General features: G+C 42.3%; 22 protein-coding genes. 13 read left to right on the top strand and 9 right to left on the bottom strand.

The annotated features are described in order from the left end of the window. The first annotated feature begins 13 nt into the window (after positions 1 to 13). The 3 genes from QYC40_RS14940 (at position 14) to QYC40_RS14950 (ending at position 3218) form a co-directional block, all read left to right on the top strand. Complete coding sequence (locus tag QYC40_RS14940) at positions 14 to 1168, top strand: 2-isopropylmalate synthase (protein ID WP_301990928.1); 1155 nt, start codon at positions 14 to 16, stop codon at positions 1166 to 1168. Positions 1169 to 1223: 55 nt separating this feature from the next. Further along, positions 1224 to 2477: a threonine ammonia-lyase IlvA gene (ilvA, locus tag QYC40_RS14945; protein ID WP_301990930.1), complete on the top strand. Its 1254-nt coding sequence runs from the start codon at positions 1224 to 1226 to the stop codon at positions 2475 to 2477. 171 nt (positions 2478 to 2648) lie between these two features. Then, positions 2649 to 3218, top strand: coding sequence for a DUF2911 domain-containing protein (locus QYC40_RS14950; protein ID WP_301990932.1), 570 nt, complete (start codon positions 2649 to 2651; stop codon positions 3216 to 3218). A gap of 156 nt (positions 3219 to 3374) precedes the next feature. On the opposite strand, the gene QYC40_RS14955 is transcribed toward QYC40_RS14950, so the two are convergent. Then, complete coding sequence (locus QYC40_RS14955; RefSeq protein WP_301990933.1) at positions 3375 to 5774, bottom strand: S9 family peptidase; 2400 nt, start codon at positions 5772 to 5774, stop codon at positions 3375 to 3377. Positions 5775 to 6254: 480 nt separating this feature from the next. Here QYC40_RS14955 and QYC40_RS14960 point away from each other — a divergent pair, with 480 nt between their 5' ends. From QYC40_RS14960 to nrdF, 4 genes are all read left to right on the top strand, one after another. After that, positions 6255 to 6488, top strand: coding sequence for a glutaredoxin family protein (locus tag QYC40_RS14960; protein WP_149524904.1), 234 nt, complete (start codon positions 6255 to 6257; stop codon positions 6486 to 6488). 24 nt (positions 6489 to 6512) lie between these two features. After that, on the top strand, positions 6513 to 6920 hold the full coding sequence (gene nrdI, locus QYC40_RS14965; RefSeq protein ID WP_187773969.1) for a class Ib ribonucleoside-diphosphate reductase assembly flavoprotein NrdI: 408 nt from the start codon (positions 6513 to 6515) through the stop codon (positions 6918 to 6920). Beyond that, positions 6880 to 8985: a class 1b ribonucleoside-diphosphate reductase subunit alpha gene (nrdE, locus tag QYC40_RS14970; protein ID WP_301990934.1), complete on the top strand. Its 2106-nt coding sequence runs from the start codon at positions 6880 to 6882 to the stop codon at positions 8983 to 8985. Before nrdI ends, nrdE begins: the two co-directional genes overlap by 41 nt. Before the next feature lie 95 nt (positions 8986 to 9080). Then, positions 9081 to 10067: a class 1b ribonucleoside-diphosphate reductase subunit beta gene (gene nrdF / locus QYC40_RS14975; protein ID WP_301990935.1), complete on the top strand. Its 987-nt coding sequence runs from the start codon at positions 9081 to 9083 to the stop codon at positions 10065 to 10067. Positions 10068 to 10155: 88 nt separating this feature from the next. On the opposite strand, the gene QYC40_RS14980 is transcribed toward nrdF, so the two are convergent. From QYC40_RS14980 to QYC40_RS14990, 3 genes are all read right to left on the bottom strand, one after another. Further along, a complete protein-coding gene (locus QYC40_RS14980; RefSeq protein ID WP_301990936.1) occupies positions 10156 to 11874 on the bottom strand; it encodes a GMC oxidoreductase in 1719 nt (572 codons plus the stop codon). A gap of 3 nt (positions 11875 to 11877) precedes the next feature. Continuing rightward, positions 11878 to 12357, bottom strand: a complete 480-nt coding sequence (locus QYC40_RS14985) for a gluconate 2-dehydrogenase subunit 3 family protein (RefSeq protein WP_301990937.1) — start codon at positions 12355 to 12357, stop codon at positions 11878 to 11880. A gap of 63 nt (positions 12358 to 12420) precedes the next feature. Further along, positions 12421 to 13071 carry an HAD family phosphatase gene (locus tag QYC40_RS14990; RefSeq protein WP_301990938.1) on the bottom strand — a complete coding sequence of 217 codons (651 nt, stop codon included), beginning with the start codon at positions 13069 to 13071 and terminating at the stop codon, positions 12421 to 12423. A gap of 210 nt (positions 13072 to 13281) precedes the next feature. Here QYC40_RS14990 and QYC40_RS14995 point away from each other — a divergent pair, with 210 nt between their 5' ends. From QYC40_RS14995 to QYC40_RS15010, 4 genes are read left to right on the top strand one after another with little or no spacing between them, the layout of a single operon-like run. After that, the gene (locus QYC40_RS14995; RefSeq protein WP_301990939.1) at positions 13282 to 13893 is read left to right on the top strand and encodes a fumarylacetoacetate hydrolase family protein; all 612 of its coding nucleotides are present in this window, start codon (positions 13282 to 13284) and stop codon (positions 13891 to 13893) included. Between the two features lies 1 nt (position 13894). Further along, a complete protein-coding gene (locus tag QYC40_RS15000; RefSeq protein ID WP_301990940.1) occupies positions 13895 to 15616 on the top strand; it encodes a M23 family metallopeptidase in 1722 nt (573 codons plus the stop codon). Between the two features lie 8 nt (positions 15617 to 15624). Further along, a complete protein-coding gene (gene bcp / locus QYC40_RS15005) occupies positions 15625 to 16086 on the top strand; it encodes a thioredoxin-dependent thiol peroxidase (RefSeq protein WP_301990941.1) in 462 nt (153 codons plus the stop codon). A gap of 32 nt (positions 16087 to 16118) precedes the next feature. Next, the gene (locus QYC40_RS15010) at positions 16119 to 17588 is read left to right on the top strand and encodes a glycine--tRNA ligase (protein ID WP_301990942.1); all 1470 of its coding nucleotides are present in this window, start codon (positions 16119 to 16121) and stop codon (positions 17586 to 17588) included. A 132-nt stretch (positions 17589 to 17720) separates the two neighbouring features. On the opposite strand, the gene QYC40_RS15015 is transcribed toward QYC40_RS15010, so the two are convergent. After that, positions 17721 to 18806, bottom strand: a complete 1086-nt coding sequence (locus QYC40_RS15015) for a helix-turn-helix domain-containing protein (RefSeq protein ID WP_301990943.1) — start codon at positions 18804 to 18806, stop codon at positions 17721 to 17723. A gap of 299 nt (positions 18807 to 19105) precedes the next feature. Here QYC40_RS15015 and QYC40_RS15020 point away from each other — a divergent pair, with 299 nt between their 5' ends. Continuing rightward, positions 19106 to 20350, top strand: coding sequence for a CotH kinase family protein (locus QYC40_RS15020; RefSeq protein WP_301990944.1), 1245 nt, complete (start codon positions 19106 to 19108; stop codon positions 20348 to 20350). A gap of 132 nt (positions 20351 to 20482) precedes the next feature. Here QYC40_RS15020 and QYC40_RS15025 read toward each other — a convergent pair whose 3' ends face one another. From QYC40_RS15025 to QYC40_RS15040, 4 genes are all read right to left on the bottom strand, one after another. After that, entirely contained in the window at positions 20483 to 21652 is a 1170-nt protein-coding gene (locus QYC40_RS15025) for a hypothetical protein (protein WP_301990945.1), read from the bottom strand. Positions 21653 to 21659: 7 nt separating this feature from the next. Next, positions 21660 to 21977 (bottom strand): hypothetical protein, encoded by a 318-nt coding sequence (locus tag QYC40_RS15030; protein WP_301990946.1) that lies wholly within the window; start codon positions 21975 to 21977, stop codon positions 21660 to 21662. Between the two features lie 142 nt (positions 21978 to 22119). Beyond that, positions 22120 to 24453 carry a glycoside hydrolase family 95 protein gene (locus tag QYC40_RS15035; protein ID WP_301990947.1) on the bottom strand — a complete coding sequence of 778 codons (2334 nt, stop codon included), beginning with the start codon at positions 24451 to 24453 and terminating at the stop codon, positions 22120 to 22122. A 1-nt stretch (position 24454) separates the two neighbouring features. Then, the gene (locus tag QYC40_RS15040; protein WP_301990948.1) at positions 24455 to 26356 is read right to left on the bottom strand and encodes an alpha-L-fucosidase; all 1902 of its coding nucleotides are present in this window, start codon (positions 26354 to 26356) and stop codon (positions 24455 to 24457) included. A 192-nt stretch (positions 26357 to 26548) separates the two neighbouring features. Between QYC40_RS15040 and QYC40_RS15045 the strand changes: the two genes are divergently transcribed. After that, the gene (locus tag QYC40_RS15045; protein ID WP_301990950.1) at positions 26549 to 26839 is read left to right on the top strand and encodes a hypothetical protein; all 291 of its coding nucleotides are present in this window, start codon (positions 26549 to 26551) and stop codon (positions 26837 to 26839) included. The last annotated feature ends 76 nt before the right edge of the window (positions 26840 to 26915 follow it).

Raw genomic sequence — 26915 nt, forward strand, 5'->3', positions numbered from 1 at the left:
AAATAGAAACGATATGTTACACGATCCTAATCACTTATACATTTTCGACACTACCTTAAGAGATGGAGAACAAGTACCGGGATGTCAATTAACGACACCAGAGAAAGTCGAGATTGCCAAAGATTTGGAACGCTTAGGCGTCGATATCATTGAGGCTGGCTTCCCTGTATCTAGCCCTGGCGATTTCCAATCTGTAGTGGAATTATCAAAAGCTGTCAACGATGTAATTATCTGTGCACTGACCCGTGCTAACAAAAACGATATTGATGTAGCTGCTGAAGCGTTGAAATATGCCAAGCGACCAAGAATACACACCGGTATTGGCTCATCCGACATGCATATCAAGTACAAGTTCAACAGCACACGCGAAGAAATCCTAGAACGTGCCGTTGAAGCAGTGAAACACGCCAAATCCTATGTTGAAGACGTAGAGTTCTATGCGGAAGATGCAGGACGTGCTGATTTAGCATTCTTAGCACAAATGATCGAAGCCGTTATTGGCGCAGGCGCAACAGTTGTCAATATCCCCGATACAAACGGATACTGTTTGCCAGATCAGTACGGTGCTAAAATTAAATACCTAAAAGATCATGTTCAAAACATTGATCAGGCTATCATCTCTGCACATTGCCACAACGACCTAGGTTTGGCTACAGCAAACTCTATCGCTGCTGTTCAGAACGGTGCTCGTCAGGTAGAATGTACGATCAACGGTATTGGTGAACGTGCAGGAAACACTTCTTTAGAGGAGGTTGCCATGATCTTAAAAGTTCACAAGCAATCGTTCGGTGGTATCACGTCCAACATCGACAGCACGATGTTCACTGCGCTTTCCCGCAAAGTAAGCGAAATGATGAACATGCCTGTACAGCCTAACAAGGCAATCGTTGGCCGCAATGCATTCGCTCATAGTTCGGGTATCCACCAAGATGGATTCCTAAAACACAGAGAGAATTATGAGATTATCCGTCCGGAAGATGTAGGTTTGTTAGAAGCCGATATTATCCTTACGGCACGCTCCGGACGCCATGCCTTAAAGCATCACTTAGAGCGCCTCGGATACAACCTAGACAAAGATAGTCTTGCCGATTGTTATCAACGTTTCTTAGTATTAGCCGATGCGAAGAAAGACATCAACGACGAAGATTTACTAACACTAGTAAAATAATTTTAAAAGGCTGGTTTTCCAGCCTTTTAACTCCATAATACAAATCAATACCAACATGAGTTTGGATTTATCAACCTTAACCATCGATAGCGTTCAGGCCAAAGAACAGATTAAGGATGTAGTGAAAAGGACGCCTTTGCAATACAACCATCATTTATCTGAGAAGTATGGCGCCGAAGTCTATCTGAAACGCGAAGACCTACAAGTAGTTCGCTCCTATAAACTTAGAGGAGCATTCAATAAAATCAGCAGCCTTACGGCAGAAGAATTGTCGCATGGCGTGGTATGCGCATCTGCGGGCAACCATGCCCAAGGCGTAGCGCTATCCTGCAAACGACTGAACATCAAGGGTGTTATTTTCATGCCCGGCCCTACCCCTCGTCAAAAGATTACCCAAACAGAAATGTGGGGAAATGGCAACATCGAAATCGTTCTTACGGGCGATACTTTTGACGATTGCCAGAAAGGCGCACTAGCCTATGCTGCAGAGCATAACATGACCTTTATCCCTCCATTTGACGATATCAAGATCATCGAAGGACAGGGAACAGTAGCTGTTGAGATTCTCGAGGATCAACCGGATATTGACGCTGTATTCATCCCCATTGGCGGAGGAGGCTTGTCCTCAGGCGTTAGCTACCACATGAAGAAGTTTGCACCAAAGGTAAAATGCTATGGTGTAGAACCGGAAGGGGCACCCTCCATGCAGGCAGCCTTAGAAAATGGCAGTCCAATAGAACTCGAACAAATCAACAAATTTGTTGACGGCGCAGCAGTCAAGAAAATCGGTGCATTGACGTATGAGATCAGCAGCCAATTGTTAGACAGCGTAAAATCCATCCCAGAGGGCAAGATTTGTACAACCATATTGGAGTTGTATAACAAAGATGCGATTGTCGTAGAACCAGCCGGAGCACTCTCGATTGCCGCTTTAGAATTTCATAAAGATGAAATCAAAGGCAAGAAAGTCGTATGTATCGTTTCGGGCGGAAACAATGATATCGATCGCATGAGCGAGATAAAAGAAATGTCGCTGCTTTACGAAGGCTTCAAACATTACTTTATCGTTCGTTTCCCACAACGTCCCGGTGCCTTGCGCTTACTGGTAACCGAAGTTTTAGGACCGAAGGATGATATTACGCGCTTTGAGTACATCAAGAAAACCGAACGCGAGCGCGGGCCGGCATTGATCGGTATAGAGCTCAACGATCCAAAAGATTATACCAGCTTTATAGAACGATTAAAGTCTTATAAATTCGACTTCATCGAAGTCAACAAAGATCAAACGCTGTTTGAATACCTTGTATAACCGTTCAACTAACCGTTCCTTATATTTAGAAATGGGGGCTGCGCATTGCAGCCCCTTTTCATTTTCCATTACCCAATAAACCTATTCATACTCAATATTTTAACATTTCAGCCTGCAAACTTTTTTAGGAAGGACTTGTTCTATTTATATACTAATCCAAAAGGAGGACATATGAAAAATATAACATTCCTAATCAGTTTTCTGCTCTTATGCACGTTTGGATACGCGCAGAAACCACCTATGCCGAAGGCAACGATGCCCGCTGCAAAAATGACAAAGGCCGATAAACCGAAACAAGTTGCAAGCCCACTCGACAGTTCGACAGTGACCACCAGCGATGGCGTGACGATCAATATCCGCTATGGTAGCCCTTCATTAAAAGGACGCGAAATAGGCGTAGACCTTGTGAAGCCAGGCGAACGCTGGCGCACGGGAGCCAACGAAACCACAACCATCGAATTTGACAAAAACGTAACGGTAAACGGTCAAAAACTACCCGCTGGAAAGTATGGCTTAAATACCATTCCCGGAGAGCAAAGCAGCACCCTAATCTTCAATAAAAATTGGCAACAATGGGGAACCAAATTCGAGGAAAAAGATGATGTACTAAAAGTCGAAGTGCCAAATGAAACAACCACAGAATCGCTGGAACGATTAAAAATCACCGCAGACCAAACGGGTAAAATCCATTTGGGATGGGGAAACTACGGGTTAAGTATGGACGTAAAAGCAGATCAGTAAGCAACACTTGCTGGTCCGACCTCGTTCAGTACAGTTCCCTTTCAAACCCCTTGTAAACCCAATTCAAACCCCAATCAAACCCGCTCGGAAGCGGGTTTGATTGGGGTTTGAATTGGGAGTAGTTAGTAGTTAGTATTTAGTAGTTATATCTAATATCTACTTTTTCTTCAGATACTTTTCCAAAAACTGATCTTGCTCCCATAACAGGTGGAAGATATTTTCTTTGGCGGCATATCCGTGTGATTCGCGAGGTAAAATAACCATGCGAACTGGTGCGCCTAGGTTTTTCAATGCTTGGAAATAGCGTTCTGTTTGTAGTGTAAATGTTCCGGGGTTGTTGTCGGCTGCGCCGTGTACTAGCAACATAGGCGTTTTCATACGGTCGGCGCTCATAAATGGCGACATCGTTACATATAGTTCCGGATTGTCCCAGAAGTTACGTTGCTCGCTTTGGAATCCGAAAGGTGTTAGCGTACGGTTGTAGGCGCCAGAACGTGCGATACCCGCTGCAAACAGCTTTGAATTACTCAACAAGTGTGCTGTCATAAAAGCGCCGTACGAGTGTCCGCCTACCGCCACGCGGCTGCGGTCGATATAGCCTAGCTGATCTACGGCATCAATTGCTGCCTCGGCATTGGCAACCAATTGAGGGATGAAGGTATCGTTGGGTTCAGCATTGCCCTCGCCAACGATTGGGAATGCGGCATTGTCAAGAACGGCATAGCCTTTAGATACCCAATATACGAACGAGCCATAGTTAGGGAATGTAAATTCTTTCGGGTTGTTGGTGCTTTGTCCAGCTGTAGCCTTGTCTTTATATTCTCTCGGGTAAGCCCAGATTAGCAAAGGCAATTTCTCCTTTTTCGACTTGTCATAGCCTGCAGGAAGATATAAGGTACCAGAAAGATCCACGCCATCCTTACGCTTATAATTCAGCACTTCCTTATGAACTGCTTCCAAGGATTTAAATGGGTTTTGGATATTGGTTACTGCCCTTTGTTTACCCGATTTGATATTCTTGCTGTAATAGTTCGGGAAATCCTTTGGCGATTGCAAGGAAACGATGATATCGCCTTTGTTAATATCAACCACAGAGGAGATACGCTCTTGCATTTCAGAAGCCTTCGCCGTGTATAGGCGTTTCTTCTTTAAAGTCTTCAGGTTCATCTCGTCGATAAAAGGAAACTCTCCCTCTTTCGTATATCCATCGCCAATCAAGTAGATATTGTCTTTGTTGATGTACATACTGTAGGTTCCGAAATTGTTTTTATCCAAGTGTACTTTTCCAGGATCAGCATACACATCCTGACTATTCCTATCGTCGATCAGTTTTGTTTCGCCGGTCGTTGGGTTTAGCAAGAATGTTTTCACGTTTCTGGTATCATACCAACGAGAACTTACCAAAGCGTATTGATCATTCCCGTAGAATGCGCCTCCAAAGCGGTCTGCTATTTTCATTAACGATTTAGGAGCATTGTTGAATGGTGCCTCCCAGTTGAAGAGCTCATCGCGCCATTCTGCGGGTTTGCTTGCATCACCAGCATCAATTGCTTCCACGTAAGATAGGGTCGCTGCCTTGTCGGGGCGCCAGCTAAATGAGCGTTTGCCTGGTCTTACCGAAGAGAATCCTTTAGGCATCACCTCAATCAGAGGTGTTTCGTTGACCTTTTTAACCAAATTGCCTTTTAAATCGTAAATATTGGTTTCCTGCGGGAAGTTATAATATGGAACTACATAGGAAAATGGCTTTTTTAAGGTACTCACCATCACATAATTACCATCGGGTGAAATACTAGAGCCTACGTATAGATCGGCGCCTTTAAAGTTCTCTTCCTTTCCTTGCAAGTCAACCCATACCAGTTGGGAATTGCCCAATTCTATGAACTGCTCCTCGTCTTGTGGAGTTTTCAATAGATCTTGGTAGGTACGCAGTTGAGAAACCTGTCCGTCGCTCGTAGAAACGATAGGTCCGGCAGGAACGTTGTTGTCATCGATGCGACGTACGGGCGGAATAACTCTTTTATTTACGAGCAATTTGTCGGACGTGCGATTCCAACGGAATGGCGCATCAAGTACCGCATTAAGCTCTTCGCGCGTTAATCTATCAATCCTGCGTGTCGCTAAATCCAACACGTAAAGTGCTGTTCCGTTTTCTGCAGTGATAGTAAAAGCTGCTTTTTTTGAATCTGGAGAAAAGCTTAGGTTGGCGATCAGTGCATTGTTAGGGAGGTTAAGCTTATCAAAAGTTTGTTTGCCGTCCATCGAGCGCAAATCAATATCGTTGTAAAACACTTCATCGCTTGGCATACCCGTAGCGGCATTCATACGAAGACCTGCCAATCGTGTTTCTGCCTGTCCCAGGTCAGTAAGACTTTTATAGGTTGGTCTGTATAGGAATAGCACCCAGTTTTTGTCGGGGCTAATAACCACTGCCGGGGGCCTTTGATAATCTGCCAATGCTAAGATTTCAGCCGATGGCTTTTGGTAGCTCAAGTTTTCTTGCGCGAAGCCCAGCGTACTTAACAAAAGAAAGACTATTAGAAAGTAATTTTTCATAATGCAATTGTTAATATTAATTCAATGTTATTTTTGGAAGTCCTAAAATACTGAATTAAATGGGTTAAAGGCTATTGCGACAAGTCTTTTACAGAGGCGGTTATTTTTAGGTTAATTTCTTGTAATTTTGGATGTGATTTTCATATAACAAATTGGAATAAAAAGCCTATAATTTGAGGATAAAATGACACTAAAAAAACGGAACAAATTGCGGTGAATTTTATGTGGCAAATTCCTCATATCAAGTTATCCACATCCTTGAGCCCTTGAAAATCAGCACCTTATTATTACCCATGTGTTGCCAAGCGCGTTTTAAGCGGATAGTTGTGGAGAATGTGGAAAAGTATCACTTAGTATCTGGAGATATTAATGGGATATTTGTTCTTGTTGAGAATGTAACCTTCTCCAATCAATCGTTTTTTTATTTATCAAAGTTCCGAACTCCACAACCGAGCTTGGGATTTTCAAACTTAATATAACATGGCAAGAATCATTAAATTCGAAAAAAATGACTGTGCACCATGCGCACAGGTATCGGCATACTTAGACAACAAAGGTATTGCCTACGAAACTATTAATCCATTCGACGAGCCGGAATTAGCAGTTAAGTTTAAAGTTCGAACGGTGCCTACGGTAATCGTATTAGAAAACGACGAAATTAAGAATCGTATCATTGGATTTAACCCTGCCGAGTTAGATCAGATCGCATTATAATATTAAATCATTTAGCCTATATCTATGATTTATCTATATTACGACTCACGAACAGGCAATGTGGAGCGCTTTATCAATAAAGTGATCCAGGTGACAGGATGGACAGCCATCCGTATCCAAGAAGATACGGTGATTACTGAGCCCGGTCATTTAGTAACCTATACCACCAATTTCGGCAAGGTTCCTGATAAGACGGAGGGTTTCGCGAATAAATTCGCTGAGCACCTTTACTCGGTCACCTCTAGTGGTAACCGTAACTGGGGACGAAACTACGCGATTGCAGCGGAGAAAATTTCGGACCATTATGCCATTCCTTTGGCAATGAAATTTGAACTTTCAGGCACATTGGAAGATATTAATCAATTTATTGACATCATCAAAAATCAGCACTATGATAGCAAACGAGGTAGCGAAAAATTGGATATTGCTTAACAACGAAATCATGATCAAACATGATGACGAGTTCAGTCTCCACAAAGATAAAGAGGCTGTACGCGCCTATTTCCTTGAATATGTAAATAAGAATACCGTATTCTTTTACACATTGAAGGAGAAAGTAGATTATTTAATAGAAAACAACTATTATATTGATTTCTATGAATGGTTTACATTTGAGCAAATGGAAGAGGTTTACAACTATGTATTCGCTAAGAAATTCCGTTTCCAATCGTTCATGGCTGCATTTAAATTCTTCCAAAGTTACGCCTTGCGCGATGACTCTGGCGAGAAATTTTTAGAGCGCTATGAAGACCGCGTTGTTGCTGTATCTTTGTTCTTGGCAAGAGAAGAGGGCGTGCAGAAAGCTATCGAGTATGCAGAAATCATGATCAATCAAGAATATCAGCCCGCTACCCCGACATTCTTGAATGCTGGAAAGAAACGTTCCGGCGAGTTGGTTTCCTGTTTCTTAGATGAAATTGGTGATAACTTGAACGGTATTGGCTATGCGGTAGATTCAGCGATGAAGCTTTCATCTATCGGTGGTGGAGTATCTTTTAACATCTCTAAGATTCGCGCTCGTGGTGAGGCAATCAAAGGTGTTGAAGGCCGTGCAGGCGGTGTATTGCCTATCATGAAGATCATGGAAGATACATTCTCTTACGCTAATCAATTAGGACAACGTCCGGGCGCAGGAGCTGTATATTTAAATATTTTCCACTCGGATATCGAAGAGTTCTTAGACTGTAAGAAAATCAACGTTGACGAGAAGGTGCGTATTAAATCATTGTCTATCGGTATCATCGTTCCTGATAAATTCATGGAATTGGCGGAGAAAGATGAGCCTTGCTACTTAATTTACCCACACACGGTAATGCAAGAGTATGGTAAATACCTGGACGAGTTGGATATGGATGAGATGTACGATGAGTTGATCACCAATCCAAATGTTAAAAAGAAAAAAATCAATGCGCGTCACTTATTAGTGAAAATTGCACAGACACAAAAAGAATCAGGATATCCATATATCTTCTTCAAAGAGAACACCAACCGCGAGCATGCTTTAAATGGCATTGGAAAGGTTAAATTCTCAAACTTGTGTACTGAGATTATGCAGGTTTCGGAAGTGTCGGATATCAATATCTACGGTAAAGAAGATACCATCCGTTACGGTATTTCTTGTAACCTGGGTTCTTTGAACGTGGCGACCGTTATGGACAACAAACGCATCAAGGAAACGGTAAAAACAGCAATGCGTGCATTGACCGTAGTTACCGACGTGACGAACATCGAGATGGTTCCATCGATTGCTAAAGCTAACAAGGAATTACATTCTGTTGGTTTAGGAGCGATGAACTTACATGGTTATTTAGCGAAGAGCTTCATCATGTATGAATCTACAGAAGCATTAGACTTTGCAAATACGTTCTTCATGATGATGAACTACTACTCTATCGAAGCTTCTATGGAGATTGCGAAAGAGCGCGGTAGAACATTCGTTGGCTTTGAGAAATCTGCTTATGCTGACGGATCATACTTCGATAAGTACTTAAACCGCGATTACTTACCAAAAACAGATAAGGTTAAAGAATTATTCGCGGGCGTTCATATCCCTACAGTTGAGGATTGGGATAACTTGAAAGCTCAGGTAAAAGAGCACGGTATTTACCATGCTTACCGCTTGGCAATCGCTCCTAACCAGTCTACATCATACATCATGAATGCTACGGCTTCTGTTATGCCGATTGTAGATATCATCGAAGTAAGAGAGTACGGAGATAGTACAACCTACTACCCTATGCCTTACTTAACGAACGACAACTACTTCTACTTCAAGTCTGCCTATGATATGGATCAGATGAAAGTGTTGAAATTGATCTCGGTTATCCAACGTCATATTGACCAAGGGGTATCGACTATCCTTCACACGAATTCTAAGGATTCTACACGCGACTTAGCGAAGTATTATATCTATGCGCATAAATTAGGATTGAAGTCCTTGTATTACACAAGAACGCGTAAATCGACGATTGAAGAGTGTATCTCTTGCTCGGCATAGATTACAACCAATAAATAAAGATATTATTAGAGGGCTGAATTGCATGTGGGACATCTACATCGATTCAGCCTCTTTCACCAACGATACTGAATAAAATGAGCAAACAATTTACCGCGGTAAACTGGAACACACCAGACAACGATTATGCATTGATGTTCTGGGAACAAAATATTAAGCAATTCTGGATTGATACCGAGTATATCCCTTCCAAAGATATCGACAGCTGGAAAGGCTTAAGCTGGGACATGAAGGAATGTTATAAAAAAGCTTTAGGTGGTTTGACTTTATTGGATACCCTGCAATCGCATACAGGTATGCCGAAAATCATCGACCATATTGATTCTTTGCAGAACAAAGCGGTATTGTCTTACATGTGTATGATGGAAGCGATCCACGCTAAATCATACTCTACAATCTTTACCACCGTATCGACAACAAACGAGATCAACGACGTATTTGGTTGGGTTTCTCAGAATAAATTCTTGCAATATAAAGCGGCTACAATCGACAAACACTATCGCGGAATCGATAAGGAAAAGGTTTCTAACGAGGAGTTGTTCATGGCAATGGCAGCATCTGTATTATTAGAATCTTTCTTATTCTACTCTGGATTCTTCTTACCATTATGGTTATGTGGTCAGGGTCAGATGGTAGCCTCTGCGGATATCATCAAGAAAATCGTTGCTGATGAGTCTATCCACGGTGTTTTCGTAGGATTGATTGCGCAAGAAGTATTTGCTAAACTTCCGAACAAAGAGGAAGTAAAACAACGTTTCTTAGCTTTATTGAACGACTTATACGAAAACGAAATTAAGTATACTGAGGAGCTTTATACAGTGGTAGGTTTAACTGCTGAAGTTAAAGAATATGTTCGTTATAACGGTAACAAGGCCTTAATGAACTTAGGTTTCGAGCCGATCTTTGAAGTAAAACAAGTGAACCCTATCGTATTGAACGGTTTGAATACAGAGACTACGCAGCATGACTTTTTCTCCAAGAAGTCTACAAACTATGAGAAGTCTATGGAAATCGTGCATTTGATGAATGAAGACTTCGCAATGGATGCGACAGTGGAAATTTAGATGTTAGACAATAGATTTTAGATACAATAAACATAAAAAAGGCGCCTTACGGCGCTTTTTTTATGTTTATTGTATTGACAAATCGTTGTTACGAGATGTTGCCTTTCTTTAGTTCGTTGATGGCGTAGTCTACTGCACGAGCGGAGAATGCCATATAGGTAAGCGAAGGGTTTTGCGTAGATGTTGAAGTCATACAAGCGCCATCCGTTACGAAAACGTTTGGACAGCTGTGGAGTCGATTCCATTTATTTAACATGGATGTTTTTGGGTCTAAGCCCATCCGCACGCCGCCCATTTCATGGATATCTAAGCCTGGTGCCTGTGAGGATTCATTACGCTGTATATTGGTAAAGCCGGCAGCCGTGAACATCTCCTCCATGGTATCTAGATAGTCCTTTTTCATCTTGGCGTCGTTGTCATCATAATCAACTGAGATCTTCAATTGCGGTATTCCCCATTCGTCTTTTTGGGTTTCATCGAGTGCAACATAGTTTGATGCTTTTGGAATCGTTTCTCCCATCATGTGCGAGCCTACGCCCCAATTGCCCAATTTAGGATTTAGTAAAGACGATTTCAGGTCTTCGCCTATGCCAGATTGGTCTGATCCGGATTTACGATACGCTCCAAAGCCAGCAGCATAGCCTCTTAGAAAGTCGGTTTCTTGTTTATGCAGATTTCTGAAACGTGGAATATAACCACCACCAGCAGGATTTTTACCGTCGACTTTATAATCCAAATGTCCTTCATGCTCTGCCGATATCCGCGCGCTGTAATTATGGAAAGCGACATATTTACCCAAGGTATCCGAGTCATTGCCCAGTCCATTCGGGAAGCGCTTTGATTTGGAATTCAACAGGATCAGGTTGCTGTTCAAGGCGGCCGCATTAACGAAGATCAGCTTGCCAAAGAAATCAATCTCTTCCTTTGTGTTTCTGTCGATTACTTTGACACCAATTGCTTTTCCTTTTTCATCATCGTAAAGGATAGAATGAACAACAGAATCTGGTCTTAGGGTCAAGTTGCCGGTCTTCGCCGCCCAAGGCAGCGTGGATGCATTGGAGCTGAAATAGCCTCCAAATGGGCATCCCCTTTGGCATAGCAATCGATTCTGACATTGCACACGCCCCTGATCGATATGAATCTGATTAGGTTTTGAAAGGTGTGCACAACGAGCAGATATCACTTTGCGACCCGGATATTTCGATTCTACTTGTTCCTTGAAGTATTTTTCGACGATATTTAAAGGAAAGCCAGGAAGGAATTCGCCATCAGGCAATTCCGGCAGCCCATCCTTATTGCCGGAAATACCAGCAAAGCGTTCAACATGATCGTACCATGGCTGTAGATCGTCATATCGAATAGGCCAATCGACGGCGAAGCCGTCTCTAGCAGGTCCCTGGAAATCAAAGTCAGACCAGCGTTGGGTCTGCCGAGCCCACAATAAGGACTTCCCTCCTACCTGGTATCCACGTATCCAATCGAATGGTTTTTCTTGCACATAAGGATGCTCCTTGTCTTTCACGAAGAAGTGCTGTGCATCTTCGCGGAAGGCATAACATCTGCTTACTACGGGGTTTTCTTGCTTCACATCGTATGGTATCTCTCCACGATGTTCAAACTGCCAGGGGTATAAATTGGTAGTCGGATAATCTTTGATATGTTGAACATCACGTCCTCTTTCCAGAACCAATGTCTTTAACCCTTTCTCACATAGCTCTTTCGCAGACCAACCCCCCGCAATCCCAGAGCCTATCACGATAGCATCATAGCTACGTTCCTTCGCAGAATCAATATTTAAATTTGCCATTCCTTATCGGTTAACTTTCATTGCCCCATTATAGCGCCCAGGCACTAACTCATACACTAATTTATTATTCATGACATACTCTGAGTTCAAGTAGCCCTGAACAGTACGTCGTTTTAGTAGCTGGAAAAACACATCGTCGGCGGGCAATGCCGCTAGGTAGGTTTGCATATCCTTCAACCCTTTTCCTTTGATTGTCTCGGCACCTTTTAACCCGTCGATAAAAGCTTTCTGCTCTTCAGGGCTGGCACAATCGTCGACCATCTTCATCACAAAGAGATGCAGATTGAGGTCCTTAGCGCCCGGCGTGTCGGTTTTAGGGATCAGGGATTCAGTTAATTCAGCGAGGAGGTCCTCGTCTGCTTTATTAAGTTTAATATGATTAAGCAGGATGCTGGTTGATTTATCGGTGAAATCACAGGAGGTTGCAATCATCATCCCCCCTACAACCACAAATAGCTGCTTAATCGCGGTCCGTCTATTCATAAGATTTACAATCAATAGATTTAAATCTACGAATAAAACGGGAAAACTGGAATGCTAAATCGATTAAAACAATAAACTTTCCACTTCTTTTAACGAAGAAGCAAGTTTATCTGCATGCGAAAGACGTTCGCGTTCGACCTCTTGTTTGGAAACCGCAACGCAGTACAACCCCGCTGCTTTAGCTGCCGTGCATCCTGTGCTGGTGTCCTCCACTACCAGAATCTCTTCGGATGGGATTGCGAGCTTTTGTGTCGCCAGTAAATAAGGTTCCGGATTGGGTTTAGGTTGTTCCACAGATTCTCTCGTGACGAAAAACGAGAAGTAATCTAATAATTTATGTTCACCGAGCACGGTGTCTACTGTTGTTTTATAACTGGAGGTTACTAACCCCGTGGTTAGCCCTTTCGATTTAACTACCTCCAATATTTCTTGTGCATGTGGCATCAGTCTGATTGTGCGCATATCTGCTTTAGCGTATCTAGAGCGAGTTGCATACCACATGTCTTCTTCATCAACTTTTAATTTGTAGTGTTCATTCAACATAACTACGTTGCGAGCTAATGTATGTCCTGCGAAATTGGAAATCCAATCGTCGAAAGTAATGTTAAGTCCATAATCTTCCGAAAGAATCGGTGCCCAATTGCTATAATAAAAGTATTCAGAGTCTATCAAGGTACCATCTAAATCAAATAGTACCGCTTTAAAATTATTCATACAACAAAGTTAGTTATTGCTATATTAATTCAATGTTAAATTAGCGGAAGTTAACATACAAACAGTCCCAAGAATCTTCCTAATTGAAACGGAAGTTCGGAAACCAGAGGGCAGCTCTTCGCTAATCTTGCTATTCCCTCTCAGTTTTGCTAAGTTTGTTAAGCCATTGGAGGGTGATCTCCTTTGCCATTACATCAATAAACAATAACCATGAAAATAATAGCAGTAGGTAGAAACTACGTCGATCATGCCAAAGAATTGAACAATCCGGTTCCTGAGAAACCCGTTATTTTTCTGAAACCCGATACGGCGGTTTTAAAAGATAATAAAGACTTCTATTTTCCGGAGTTTTCTAAGGATGTGCATTATGAGGTGGAAGTGGTGCTTCGGGTTTGCAACGAAGGGAAGCATGTTTCTAAAAAATTTGCGCACAAGTACTATGATGCTATTGGTTTGGGAATCGATTTTACGGCGAGAGATATACAGGCCGACCATAAAGCAAAGGGATTGCCTTGGGAACTGGCGAAAGCTTTCGACCATTCTGCTGTGATCAGCAACCTGATTCCGAAGGAGGAATTTGAGAATATACAGGAACTAGCTTTCTCTTTATCAAAAAATGGAGAAACCGTTCAGGAAGGCAATACGAAAGACATGATTTTTGATTATGACACCTTAATCAGCTTTATTTCACAATACATTACGATCCGTAAAGGGGATTTAATTTATACAGGCACCCCGGTTGGGGTGGGTCCTGTTCAGATTGGTGACAAACTGGAAGGGTTTTTGGAGGGAAATTCCATGTTTGTATGCCAAATTAAATAATATGAGAAAAACGTTCGTCACACTTTTACTAGCTACTACTTTTGGGATGTCATCCCAAGCTCAAAATAACAACATCTATACTTCACGTAATTATCCACAGGGATATTTTCGTAATCCATTGAATATTGCCCCTGATGCTTCCGGAACTTTCGGTGAGCTGAGGTCTACGCATTTTCATGCGGGCGACGACTATCGCACGCAGCAGAAGATAGGTCTGCCGTTGCATGCGGCGGCTGAAGGTTATGTGTCGCGTGTTCGCGTGCAGATCGGTGGCGGAGGGAACTCTGTTTACATCGCGCATCCAAATGGATATACATCGGTATATCTACATATGGATAGTTTCAACGATGCATTAACCAATATCATGCGCGCAGAACAATACAAGCAACAGCGCTTTGATGTAGATTTGGAGTTGAAAGAGGGGCAAGTGAAATTGACGAAAGGACAATTTATCGGCAATGCCGGAAATACGGGCGGTTCCGCAGGACCGCATCTACATTTCGAAATCCGCGATACCAAGACTCAACGTCCCTTAAATACGCAGCTATTTGGGCTTCGATTCAAAGACAACTTTGCTCCGACGATTAATGGCCTTATGGTTTATGATTTAAATGAACCTATTTTCAATGAGTTTACTGGACGCCGCTATATGCAGTTGAAGGCTTTAGGGTCAGGTCGATATGCCCTTGCCTCGGGAGCTCCTATTTCCGTAAATGGGAAGTTCGGGCTTGGTATCAACAGCATCGATAGACATCGCGCCGGTGGTTTTCAGAATGGTGTGTATTCTATTGACTTGTTCATCGATGGGCATCCTGTATCGACTGTTGTATTCGAGGAGTTAGATTTTAATACGTCCAGAGGTGTTCATTCTTATATTGATTATCCGCATTGGAAGAAGACTAAAGTCAAAGTGCAGAAGAGCTTTAAAGACCCAGGCAACAAAATTGAAATATTTAAACACCTGGAAAACGAAGGTGTCATCGAGTTGAAAGATCAAGAGGTTCATGATGTTAAATATGTTGTGAAGGACGTCCAAGGCAATTGCAGCGAATTGAACTTTCAAATCAAGAATAACCCTGCATATCAACCGAAGGCCAACCCTATCAAAGGAGAGCGATTCGCCTATAACAAGGTCAATAAGTTCTCTGCGGACCATCTACAGATAGAAATCCCAACAGAGACTTTGTATGGCGACCTAGATTTTGTTTATAGCCAAAGCGCCCCAGTAGCGAATAGCTATTCGCATGTTCATCATATACAAAATGCGTATATCCCTTTGTTTTCTAGCTATATGCTAAATATTAAACCCATCAACTTACCGCCGCACCTGGAAAGCAAAGCTTTAATTGCTTCGGTACAAAATGGAGCCGAAGGTGGAAAGTTTGAAAAAGGATGGGTAAGTGTCAATACGCGGAACTTCGGATCCTTCTACGTCGCGGTGGATACCATTGCACCGACGATTACTCCGCGTAACTTTAGTAACGGAAAGAACGTAAGTGCGCAATCGAAGATAGACTTCACTATTTCCGACAACTTTTCCGGTATTCAATCATTCAATGCTTATATCGATGATAAATGGGTATTGATGGAATACGACTCGAAGAACAGACATATTTGGCATCGTTTCGACTCATCACTATCGAAAGGATCACATAAATTCAAATTAGTTGTGAAGGATTGGAAAGATAACGAGAAGATCTACGAAGCAACATTCACTAGATAAAAGATATTATGGCAACATTAGAAGTAGGCGATAAAGCGCCAGCTATTCAAGCGAAAGACCAGCATGGTAAAGAAGTAAAACTTGCGGACTTCAAGGGCAAGAAAGTTATACTTTACTTCTATCCGAAAGATAATACTCCGGGTTGTACAACTGAAGCCTGTAATTTTAGAGATAATTACCAAAGCTTATTAAACGATGGTTATGAAGTTATCGGTGTCAGCATCGATAGTGAGGCATCTCATCAGAAGTTCATCAACAAGTACGAATTGCCATTTACGCTTTTAGCAGACGAAGACCAAAAGATCGTCAATGATTATGGGGTCTGGGTGGAGAAAAACATGTACGGCAAGAAATATATGGGAACGGCTAGAACCACGTTTATTATCGATGAAAACGGCATTATCCAACATATTATCAAAAAAGTAGACAATAAAAACGCGAGCCAACAAATTCGCGATCTAATGGCATAATAAGTCATTCTAATACATTATATTTGCCTCCTATGAGTAAGCAAACAGATGATTTCTTTAAGAATATAATTTCCCATGCGAAGGAGTACGGTTTTGTGTTTCCTTCCAGTGAAATTTACGACGGTTTAAGCGCTGTATATGATTACGGCCAATTAGGTTCTGAGTTAAAAAACAACCTTAAGTCTTATTGGTGGAAATCCATGGTTCAATTGAATGAGAACATCGTAGGAATTGATGCTGCGATTTTCATGCATCCAACAACATGGAAAGCATCCGGACACGTAGATGGGTTCAACGATCCTATGATCGACAACAAGGACTCCAAGAAACGCTATCGTGCCGACCAATTAATTGAGGATAAGATTGACCGTTATGAAAAAGACGGGAAAACCGAGAAAGCTGCTCAATTACAGAAAGATCTGGATGACGCATTAAATGCAGATGACTTAGCTCGTTTAAAGGATATCATTGAACAGCATGATATCGTATGCCCGGTATCAGGAACTAGAAACTGGACAGAAGTACGCCAATTTAACCTCATGTTTGCTACACAAATGGGTGCCATGGCGGATGGTGCAGAACAAGTTTATCTACGTCCTGAAACTGCTCAAGGTATCTTTGTTAACTTCCTAAACGTTCAAAAAACAGGAAGAATGAAGATTCCATTTGGTATTGCTCAAATCGGTAAAGCATTCCGTAATGAAGTCATCGCGCGCCAGTTCATCATGCGCATGCGTGAGTTCGAACAAATGGAGATGCAATTCTTCGTGCGCCCGGGATCTGAATTAGACTGGTATAAAAAATGGAAAGAAACTCGTTTGAAATGGCACTTAGCATTAGGAGCTGATCCTGCGAAATACCGTTTCCACGACCACGTTAAATTAGCTCACTATGCTAATGCCGCGGTAGACGTAGAATACGAATTCCCATTCGGTTTCAAAGAAGTAGAAGGTATTCACTCGCGTACTGATTTCGACTTAAAACAACATCAGGAATTCTCTGGAAAGAAACTTCAATACTTCGATCCTGAGATCAATCAAAGCTATATCCCTTACGTAATTGAAACTTCTATCGGTTTAGATCGCTTATTCTTGACAGTATTAGCGAATAGCTTAGTGCAAGAAGATCTATCTACTGAAGAGAAGCAAGACTCACGTGTTGTATTGAAATTCCACCCTGCGATCGCTCCTGTAAAAGCTGCTGTATTACCATTGACGAAGAAAGATGGTCTTCCGGAAAAAGCAAGAGAGATCATGGCAAAATTAAAACTTGACTACAATATCCAATATGATGAGAAAGACTCTATCGGTAAGAGATATCGCCGTCAGGATGCTATAGGTACTCCAATCTGTATCACTGTAGATCATCAGTCGTTGGAAGACAATACAGTTACTATTCGTCATAGAGATAGCATGCAACAAGAACGAGTTGATGCTGATCAATTAGAAAAAATCATTGGCGACTTAGTAGGTATGAACAACTTATTGAAAAAGGTATTATAAGATTTCTTTTAAAGATAAAAGAGGGAGGCTATCGTTCGATAGCCTCCCTTTTTTTGTCTGATAGTTTTTGTTTACAAAAGCTGTCAAGAAAGTCCTTCTGATTGCGGTATACATGCAAACAGGAAAGTTTTTTTATGTCATACTGAAATCCATTCTCTTCAAATATTCTCGTGGATCCACGGAATATTGCCTTCTAAAAGCTCTGTAAAACTTATACTTATTAGCAAAACCAGCCTCATTGGCAAGGTTGAGAATCCCTTTGGCAGAACAATCGATATGTTGGCAATGATCCACGAAATAACGAATGCGATGCTTATCCAAATAATCTTCAAAGCTAACGCCTAGTCCTTGCTCTAATATGGTCGAAAGTGTTTTCGTGTCAATATCCAACAGGGCAGCTAAGTCGCGTACGTGAAAGTTTTTCATCCGAAACAAGCATTTTTCCAAGACGTATTTGTCTGCAGCCGCAATGTATTTATTCCAAGTGCGTACAGTCGTTTGTTGTGCATATCCACTCTTCAACTCAGCATCAGGAATTATTATCTTCCGATATTTTGAAACTGCGACATGCAATCCTTTAAAATACAAGGTATAATATATACCGATCAAGAACAGTAAAGCGGTCTCTTGTACCGGGAATTCCACAATGGTCTCCAGGCCAACAAACACGACGCGCAGCAATACAAAACCAACTAGTGCTAATTTCAGTGCGATAAACAAGAATCCTAGTTGCCCATCTAGGGATGAAAGATAATAGGATAACTGTTTTCGTTTTGAATAAAGCAACGATAATTCATAAACCACCACCAATACAAGCAATATATTCTTGCCTTGGTGAAACATCCAATTTAAATAATAATGGACAATACTATCCAAGATCTGTGTTTCATAACCTGCATATAATAACAAAAACACAATAAACAGAATAAAAGGAAAAACTGCCAATAGAATCAAATAGCCGGACGTTCTTCGCTCAACAAAGATATTTCTGACATAAACCAACGAAAGCGTAATGATGCAAACTCCAATCGTTCCGGCATAGAATAGAGCGACAGGACTGCCAAAAGTAGGCTTTGCTAAGCTAGCGATAATCACCGATAAACAACAAACCGCTAATATATTGATTAATTTTCCTCGCTCATCCCGCATCGATCTCTTCGTAAAGTAAAGCCAAGAAAATAGTAATTGGAGTATAACAACAACCAAAATAAGTACCATATAACAAGTTTACTTTTATCGTATTAATAAATTAAAAACGCTTTATTAAATTTCTACTTGAATAAGCACTTTAAGTAACCCATTACCACATATCTTGTCTCAATTCGCATATAATTCATAGAACAACAAGCATTTCCATTTTTCAACAACACTTAGCAAATAAAAGCCAACAAATTAATAACCAGACTGTTATACAGCATTTTCTCTATCTCATTTCCAAATATGGACAGACTAACATAGTCCGAGAGCGCCAATTGATAAATACGCGACGTAACTTTAGCCTTCCAAACCAACCAGTTATGAAATTAAAAAGACACCTCTATTGCGGTATGTTTTCGTGTTTTCTGCTTTTGGCTTGTACCAGCCCATCCGAGCCCGATCCGCTTCCCGAAATCGAAGAGAAAGCAGAACTCGACGAATCCATTGCCGCTAAGATCCCCCACGTTTACATCACAACCGATGGCGCTGCTGCTATCACCAGTAAGGACGATTATGTAAATGCGGAATTGAGCATAAATGGAAACTCGGTGCAGGCTGATCTGGAAAAGAAGAAAACTCGAATTAAAGGTCGCGGGAACAGCACCTGGTTCTTTCCGAAAAAACCATATCGTCTGAAGCTGGATGAAAGTGCTAGTATTTTTGGGCTCCCTGCTGCGAAAGATTGGGTGCTACTCGCGAACTATCAAGATTACACCCTCATGTGCAATGCCATCGCTATGAAGATCGGGCAGCAACTCAATATGCCCTTCACCAATAGCATCGTTCCAGTCGATGTAACGCTAAATGGGCAGTACTTGGGAAATTATATGCTCACTCAACAGGTCGAAGTCAAATCGTCACGTATCAATATCGGTGATGACGGGGTTCTACTAGAGATAGATACCTACTTCGATGAGGAATTTAAATTTAAATCGGCGGCTCTACAACTACCTATGATGATTAAAGCGCCAGACATCAAATCCGATGCACAATTCAACAGTATCAAGAAAGAATTTGAAGATTTTGAGAAGCTTCTGGTCGACAGCAAATTTCCAAATAACGGATACGGCAATTTGTTCGACAAGCAACAACTGGTCAATTTCCTTATCCTGAATACCTTGGTCGGCAACATGGAAATCAATCATCCCAAAAGCACCTACATGCATAAAAAAGCAAATGGAAAATACACGATGGGGCCCATATGGGATTTCGATTCCGCCTTCGGATACGAAGATGACTTGAAAAGCTATTTCAACTACAGCGATCTCCCCTTATTACGCGAAAGCGACTCACGGATCGGCAGCAAATTTTTCAAAATATTTTTGAAGGATCCTGAAGTTATACAACTGTATAAGACAACTTGGACGAGTTATAAAAACAATAAGTTCGACGATCTACTAAGCTTTATCGAAGAATACGCAGCAAGCATCCGTGAATCTAAAAAGCAAGATTATGCCGTATGGAAATATGGAGATAACGATCTGCCTACTGCGAAAAAGAACATGAAAATTTACATTCGCACGCGAGCCCACTTCATCGACAATTATATTGAAACGTTGCGTTAATCGCATGCAATTTGGTGAAAGACGGAGGTGGAGTCAAAGGGTTCCACCTCCTATTTTTTTCCGAGAGTGTCTTTTTAAAGACCATCAAGAACGTTCGTCCCTGTTGCTATTCCAGTAATCATCAATTCTTCTCTATTCCTTATCAAATGTAATCACCTTCTCCCCTGTCCATTTTTCTTTAAGAGATATCTCGAAACCACCAAACCCAGACGTAGGTGGCAACAACGGCCCTTTGAACACCAATTGCATATTATTCAATACAGAACCCTGCACTTCAAACGTCCGTAATACTTTTTCCTCCTCCATTACCTCCACCTTATATTTCAAGTCCCTAGCCATGGCCTCAAGACCTAAAAACTCATTAAATACTACCGTTTTCTCTCGGTCCATATTAATATCGATTACATAGGGTTTCCGTGGCTTAGCATCCAACGAAGGAAGGTTTATCGAATAGGGATTCCACGCAAAAGGCTGATGATTAGGATATACACGAAGCTGAGTCACTTTGGTAGTGGCCAAAGTATCGGTAAATTCAAATCGAACCTGGCTATAAGCCCGGTGCAATTCTAACTTTTTGCTGAATGAACGATCGACTTTAAAGGTATCTATCGAGCCAAATATTCTACCATCGACCTCCATACTATCGAGTAGGTAAAAATCATTTTTTGATCCGATCACTTCCGGAAGAAAAGGATTCTTTACCGAATTGTTATAGATGCTTACTAAACTATACTCTCCAAATGGCAATTCCACACGTAAGCTTTGTGCATCCTTTTCCACATCAAACTTCCCTCGACTGACTTTCAGATTGCTTTTCTGATCAAAAATAACATAATGTAGATCGTTCTTTAACTTTTCATTTCGAACATTCCGCATCCCCGACACCCGGATATTATCTATTCGAACAGCCGACTTACGCTGCGTAAAATTCTTATTCTCACTTAACTGGCCCCTATTCACACTTAAAAACAAATACAAAGTATCTTGCCCTTGAAAGGTTATCTCGCTAAGATCAAATGCCAAGGTATTCTTTATAAAACCTAAGTTTTCCTTTGGGATTTTAATCATCTTCCCGAGGGAGCTTAACCCCGTCGAACGCGAAAAGCTATATTCCAGTTCAATGCCAAGCGCATTATATTTGCTCAGTCCCATTTCGAAGCTTAGCTTATCCAGACTTCGAATTCCCGACACAGGAATTGGCAAAATAAAAGAACCAACGGCACCTGCTTCCAACAATTTGTTCGAAACACTCGTGTTGGGAAACCCGTTCAGAAAGGTATGCGTAGTCCAGGAGGGGAACAATGAAAGTTCAATTGGCGACTGATGGTAGTAATCGCTTATTTAATGTAGCCGCATCGAAAGACCAATAATACAAGTTGGTCGGAAATTCATCAACATGATGATGTTGCGATCCGAAGTTCTTTTGATGCTCGTCCGCTTGTCCGGACGTTATCGGACGTACTCTGGTTTCAAATCCCGAAAAAGTCAAATCAACAAGGAAGGTTTCTCCCTCGATATTCGGGGTTTCATTTCGCGGCGTACAGCCGGTGATTATACCCATCGATATTAGCACTAAACCTATTGCCTGGCTAAAACCCAAAACTCTATTTTTCAATATATTAATCATAACTATCTTTATTTTATATTGAAAAAAATAGAAGAAAGAAATTACTTATACCCTATTTTCAGGTTAAGTTTAAAATAACGAACCCCTAAATTCATTGAGTACCTCAACGAAATTTAGGGGTCAAAAACCTATGTAACGATAGTTATTTTATTAGGGAAACTTGTACGTCTTTTAATACAGCATTTACCAGTACTTTCACTTTTCCCGCTTTCGCCGCTGAAATGCGGTAATCAACAACTAGACCGTTTCGCCATTTTATATCAACCGTATAATTGCCTCTCGCTTTCAGACCTTTCAGCTCACCATCCTTCCAAACGCGCGGCAAAGCAGGCAATAAATGAATATATCCGTCGTGGCTCTGTAGAAGCATCTCTGCGATACCCGCCGAGCCACCGAAGTTTTCATCAATTTGAAATGGCGGATGCGCACAGAACAAGTTAGGATAGGTTCCAGCGCCCGAGCCTGAATAAGAAGTCGCTCCTACTGTCGCAGGGCGAAGAAGTTGTCTGAGAATCTCCAAAGCGTGGTCACCGTCATGCAAACGCGCCCAGAACAATATCTTCCAGGCCCTCGACCAACCCGTTCCCTCATCACCCCGAACCGCCAGGGTTTTCTTAGCCGCCTCCGCCCATTCCGGGCTGCTCACCGGTGAAATAAAATTAGCTGGATATAATCCGTATAAATGAGAAACATGACGATGCTCCGGATCGGTCTCTTCATAATCTTCTAGCCATTCCATAACCCTGCCCGACTTACTGATCTGTACCGCCGGCGGAATAAGTTTTAAGTCTTGCTGCAAGCTAGCAGAAAATAACTCATCCTCACCCAGCTCTTCAGCGGCTGCTATGACTGCCTGATATAACTCGCGTACAATCTGATTATCGATGGTAGGCCCCATCACAACCGCTGCCCGTTTGCCATTGGCTAATTTGAAACCATTCTCTGGCGAAACAGAAGGCGAGGTTACTAACCAATCTGTCTTCGGATCCTTCACTAAGGTCGCCTTATAAAATACCGCAGCGCCTTTCAGCACCGGATATATTTCTTTCAGATAACTCTTATCCTGCGTAAAGAGATAATGCTCCCATAAATGATTGCAAAGCCAGCCCGAAGCTGTACTCGCCCCCCACGAAGCACTCTCTCCCGGAGCCGAAAAGCCCCAGACATTCGTAATCATATAAACCACCCAGCCCGGCGCATTGTAATACGCCTTTGCAGTCTTCTCCCCTTCCTTTGCAATCTTCTTGATCAGGTTGATAAAAGGTTGATGATATTCTGATAGGTTGCTTACCTCCACGCCCCAATGGTTCATTTGCGCGTTGATATTCAAATGGTAATCCCCGTTCCAGGGCGTCTGAATTCGATGTGCCCATAAGCCCTGTAGATTCGGCGGCAGTGCATTCGGAAAATCTGGTGCTGCGCTCGACAGGCTCAGGTATCGCCCATATTGATAATACAGCGCTGCCAAACCCGGATCCGATGCCGGATCTTGATAGAAGTTAGCGACCCGCTGCGGTGTAGGAACCATTTCCTGACTCTTATCCTGCGCAAGTTTTAATTCTACGCGTGAGAAAAGCGGCTCGTATGCCTTCTGATGCGCTTTCGACAGCGCTTTAAAGTTTTTACCCTTCAACTTATCCATTTCAGCAGAAACGTAAGCAACCGGGTCATGCCCATAATAATCCGTGCTGGCAACAAAAAGCACCATTGCCTCGTCCGCCTTCTTAATGATTAACTGATTATCATAGTTCATCAACGAACCTCCTTTAGCAATAACCTTGATCTTCGCTGCAAAATGCATCCCTTCGCCGCCCTTACCGTCAGGTAGACGCCCCTCAATCGTTATCTCATTATCTTTGATTTGATAAGATTTGATGTTTTCGTCCCGGTAGAAGTGTAGCGCAAAACCAATAGACTTTCGCTTGTTAGCTGTTAGATGAACGACGCCTACATTATCCGCAAAGGAAGTGAAATAATCACGTTGATAGTTCACCCCTTTGGAGCTAAAGCTTGTCTGTGCGCTAGCTGTAGAAATATCCAAAAAACGCTGATAATTACTAACCTCGTCAATATCGAAGTGTAGAAAGTTCAAGAATCCAAAATTTTGGAAACATCCATAAGGCTGCAATGCACCCTTGCCACCCCCTGACCCTGCTCCCTTGCATACAAAATTTTGATTGACCAATTGCTCGGCCAAATCATTTCTGCCCTGAAAAAGTAGCTCTTGTATCTTCGACACGCTCTTATGTGCATCATAATTATTCGCATCCTGCGGACTTCCCGACCATAGCGATATCTCATTCAAGACCAATTGCTCATCAGATACTTTTCCATCCGGCATCATCCCGATCAATCCATTGCCCAAGGGCAAAGTCTCTTCCCAATGCTTCGCGGGTTGATCATAACGAAGTTTCAGGTCCTGTGCGCATAGGAAAAAAACACATCCCGAAAAAAATACGGCAAGTATATATTTCATGTTATTTTACAAATAAATCAAACTCAGCAACAGAAAAAGCCTTATCCCCACTCAAAACCTCCATAGGTTCAAAACGGATATAATGTGCTTCAACAGGCGCCCTAAAATTGATCATCTGTCCCGTTGCGTTCGCCTTTATGTTTGAGAATTCCCCTGTAGCAACAATTTGCCAGGTCTTGCCATCCACACTGCTATAAACCTTATATTTCGTCGGAACTCCATCCAACTTGGCATCTTGACGTGGCGTGTACTGCATGCCCGTTATCCATTCATTCTTCGTCAAACGGATCTCGACAAATTTGCTTCTGCTGGTCGTTGTTTCCCAGATGCTTCTCAGATTATTATCGATCGCATTCATTACGTGCTTATCTGCCGAAATAATCGTCATATCCTGCTTTGCGACGCGTTTGCGCTCTGTTGTTGCCAAGCCAAAATTCGATGCAGCTTCTTTAAATAGAGCAAACTCGCTTAGGGTTGGAGCCACCGGTGCAAATAAGTCAACCTTCAAACGCTGTGCTGTTATCGGACTCGCTAATTTAATTAATCGATTTGCGCCAATACTCGTCGCCTCGCCGATTAATTTCCAGCTGTTATTTTCCCAAACCGAAACCTTCACACTATCTAAACGCTGTCCCAGCTTGATGTTTTCGCGTAAACGAATCAAGTCAAAAGTCCGCGCACTCGGCAGGGAAATTTCGATGCTCGGACGCAATACCTGATCGTCCGAAGCATAGTAGGAATAACGATCGCCATCAAACAGCTTTGAAGTAGCAAACTGCTCGTGGTTTTCGCGAACATTGCTAGCCTTCGCCATCGCTCCGGCCGTAAGGTCCTTGTCAAATGTTTCTTTCAGTTTCTGTCCAAAAGATTTTAAGGATAAAATATCGTTATCATGCAAAATACCCTCCGGCATTGGCGCTAAACCAAGGTTCATCCCGCCCCCTCTGCCTACAGACTTGAGGTAAATTTCGAATAGCTGATCTGGCGTTTTTACCCGATCGTTCTGATCCTCGTGGTAAAACCATCCTGGTCGCTGCGGAACATCACATTCTGCCGGAATCCAGTATTTCCCATCACGATCACCAGTCGACAAATTTGACTCATCAACCTGCCCGGGCACTGGAGGCTTGCCGTCCATGCTTTTCGGTGTCAGTGTAGACCAAGAGGTCTCCGCGGCAAATCCTTTTTCATTTCCTACCCAGCGCATATCTGGCCCCACGTCAGAGAAAATCATCGCCATCGGTTGGAGCTTGCGAACAATAGGCCATGTTTTTTCCTCCCACTCATAGTAAGTCGAGCGGTCAATTGTTCGCTTTTCGTTTTTACCGCCATAGTAACCATCCCCGCCGTTGGCACCATCATGCCAGGAAGTAAATAGCTCACCATAATTGCTCATCAATTCCGTCAATTGCGCTCGATACGCATCCGCGTAAGCCTTCGTACCATAGCGAGTATCGTTGCGATCCCAAGCTGACAGGTACACCCCAAATTGCAAGCCATTGGCATGCGCCGCTTTTTTAAACTCGCGGACCATGTCGCCCTTGCCCTCTTTCCATGGCGAGCTCGCTACTGAATACTTGGTTGTTGCTGTAGGCCATAGACAAAATCCATCATGATGTTTTGCGACCGAAATCAGTCCTTTGAAGCCTCCTGCGGCTGCCGCCCCAGCAATCTGATTGGCATCAAATTTAGTCGGGTTAAATATTTTGGGATCTGCATCCCCAAAGCCCCACTCCTTATTTTGAAAAGTCGTCGGGGTAAAATGAATCAAGGTATACATTTCCATCTCATGCCAACGTAGCTGACGTTCAGATGGGGTCGCGCCGTAGGGCGCCGGCTCCGTTTGAGCCATACTTAAAAATGGTGTGATCAATAGGATAGATAATAGTTTAGATCTTTTCATATAACGCTAAATGTGCCTTGAAGATACTCAATTCGAAAACGAATAAAAAGATTAGCTGTGAGAATGTTACCCTTCTAGACGCACTGATAAACGATTTATTCCCACTTGATTAAAATATTATCCAAAAAACTTGCAGCAATCGAAGTTAATATTTTACTTTGTATTTCAAAGTACTTTTAATATCAAAAAATTATGACAACAAATCACACCTCACAACGCTGGATTTATATTATCCCGGTTGCTCTTTTATCCATCCCTGCCCTGGCTATGCTTTTCACCAATGAGGTGAATTGGAATGCATTCGACTTTTTAGTAGCGGCCGTTCTGTTATTCGGAACCGTATTCATTATCGACCTGTTGCGCCGGAACATCAAGAACAATCGAAATTTCTGGATCGGAACGGCAATCGTTCTTCTCCTGTTATTCTTACTATGGGCAGAATTGGCGGTCGGTATTTTCGGTACTCCCCTTGCTGGAAACTGATCCGTGTTAGCATCTTGTATGCTAACACGGACCTCCGAAAAATCACTAGCCTATCAAACCCCATGCATACCCTTTT

The sequence above is a fragment of the Sphingobacterium sp. BN32 genome, assembly GCF_030503615.1.
Lineage (GTDB): Bacteria > Bacteroidota > Bacteroidia > Sphingobacteriales > Sphingobacteriaceae > Sphingobacterium.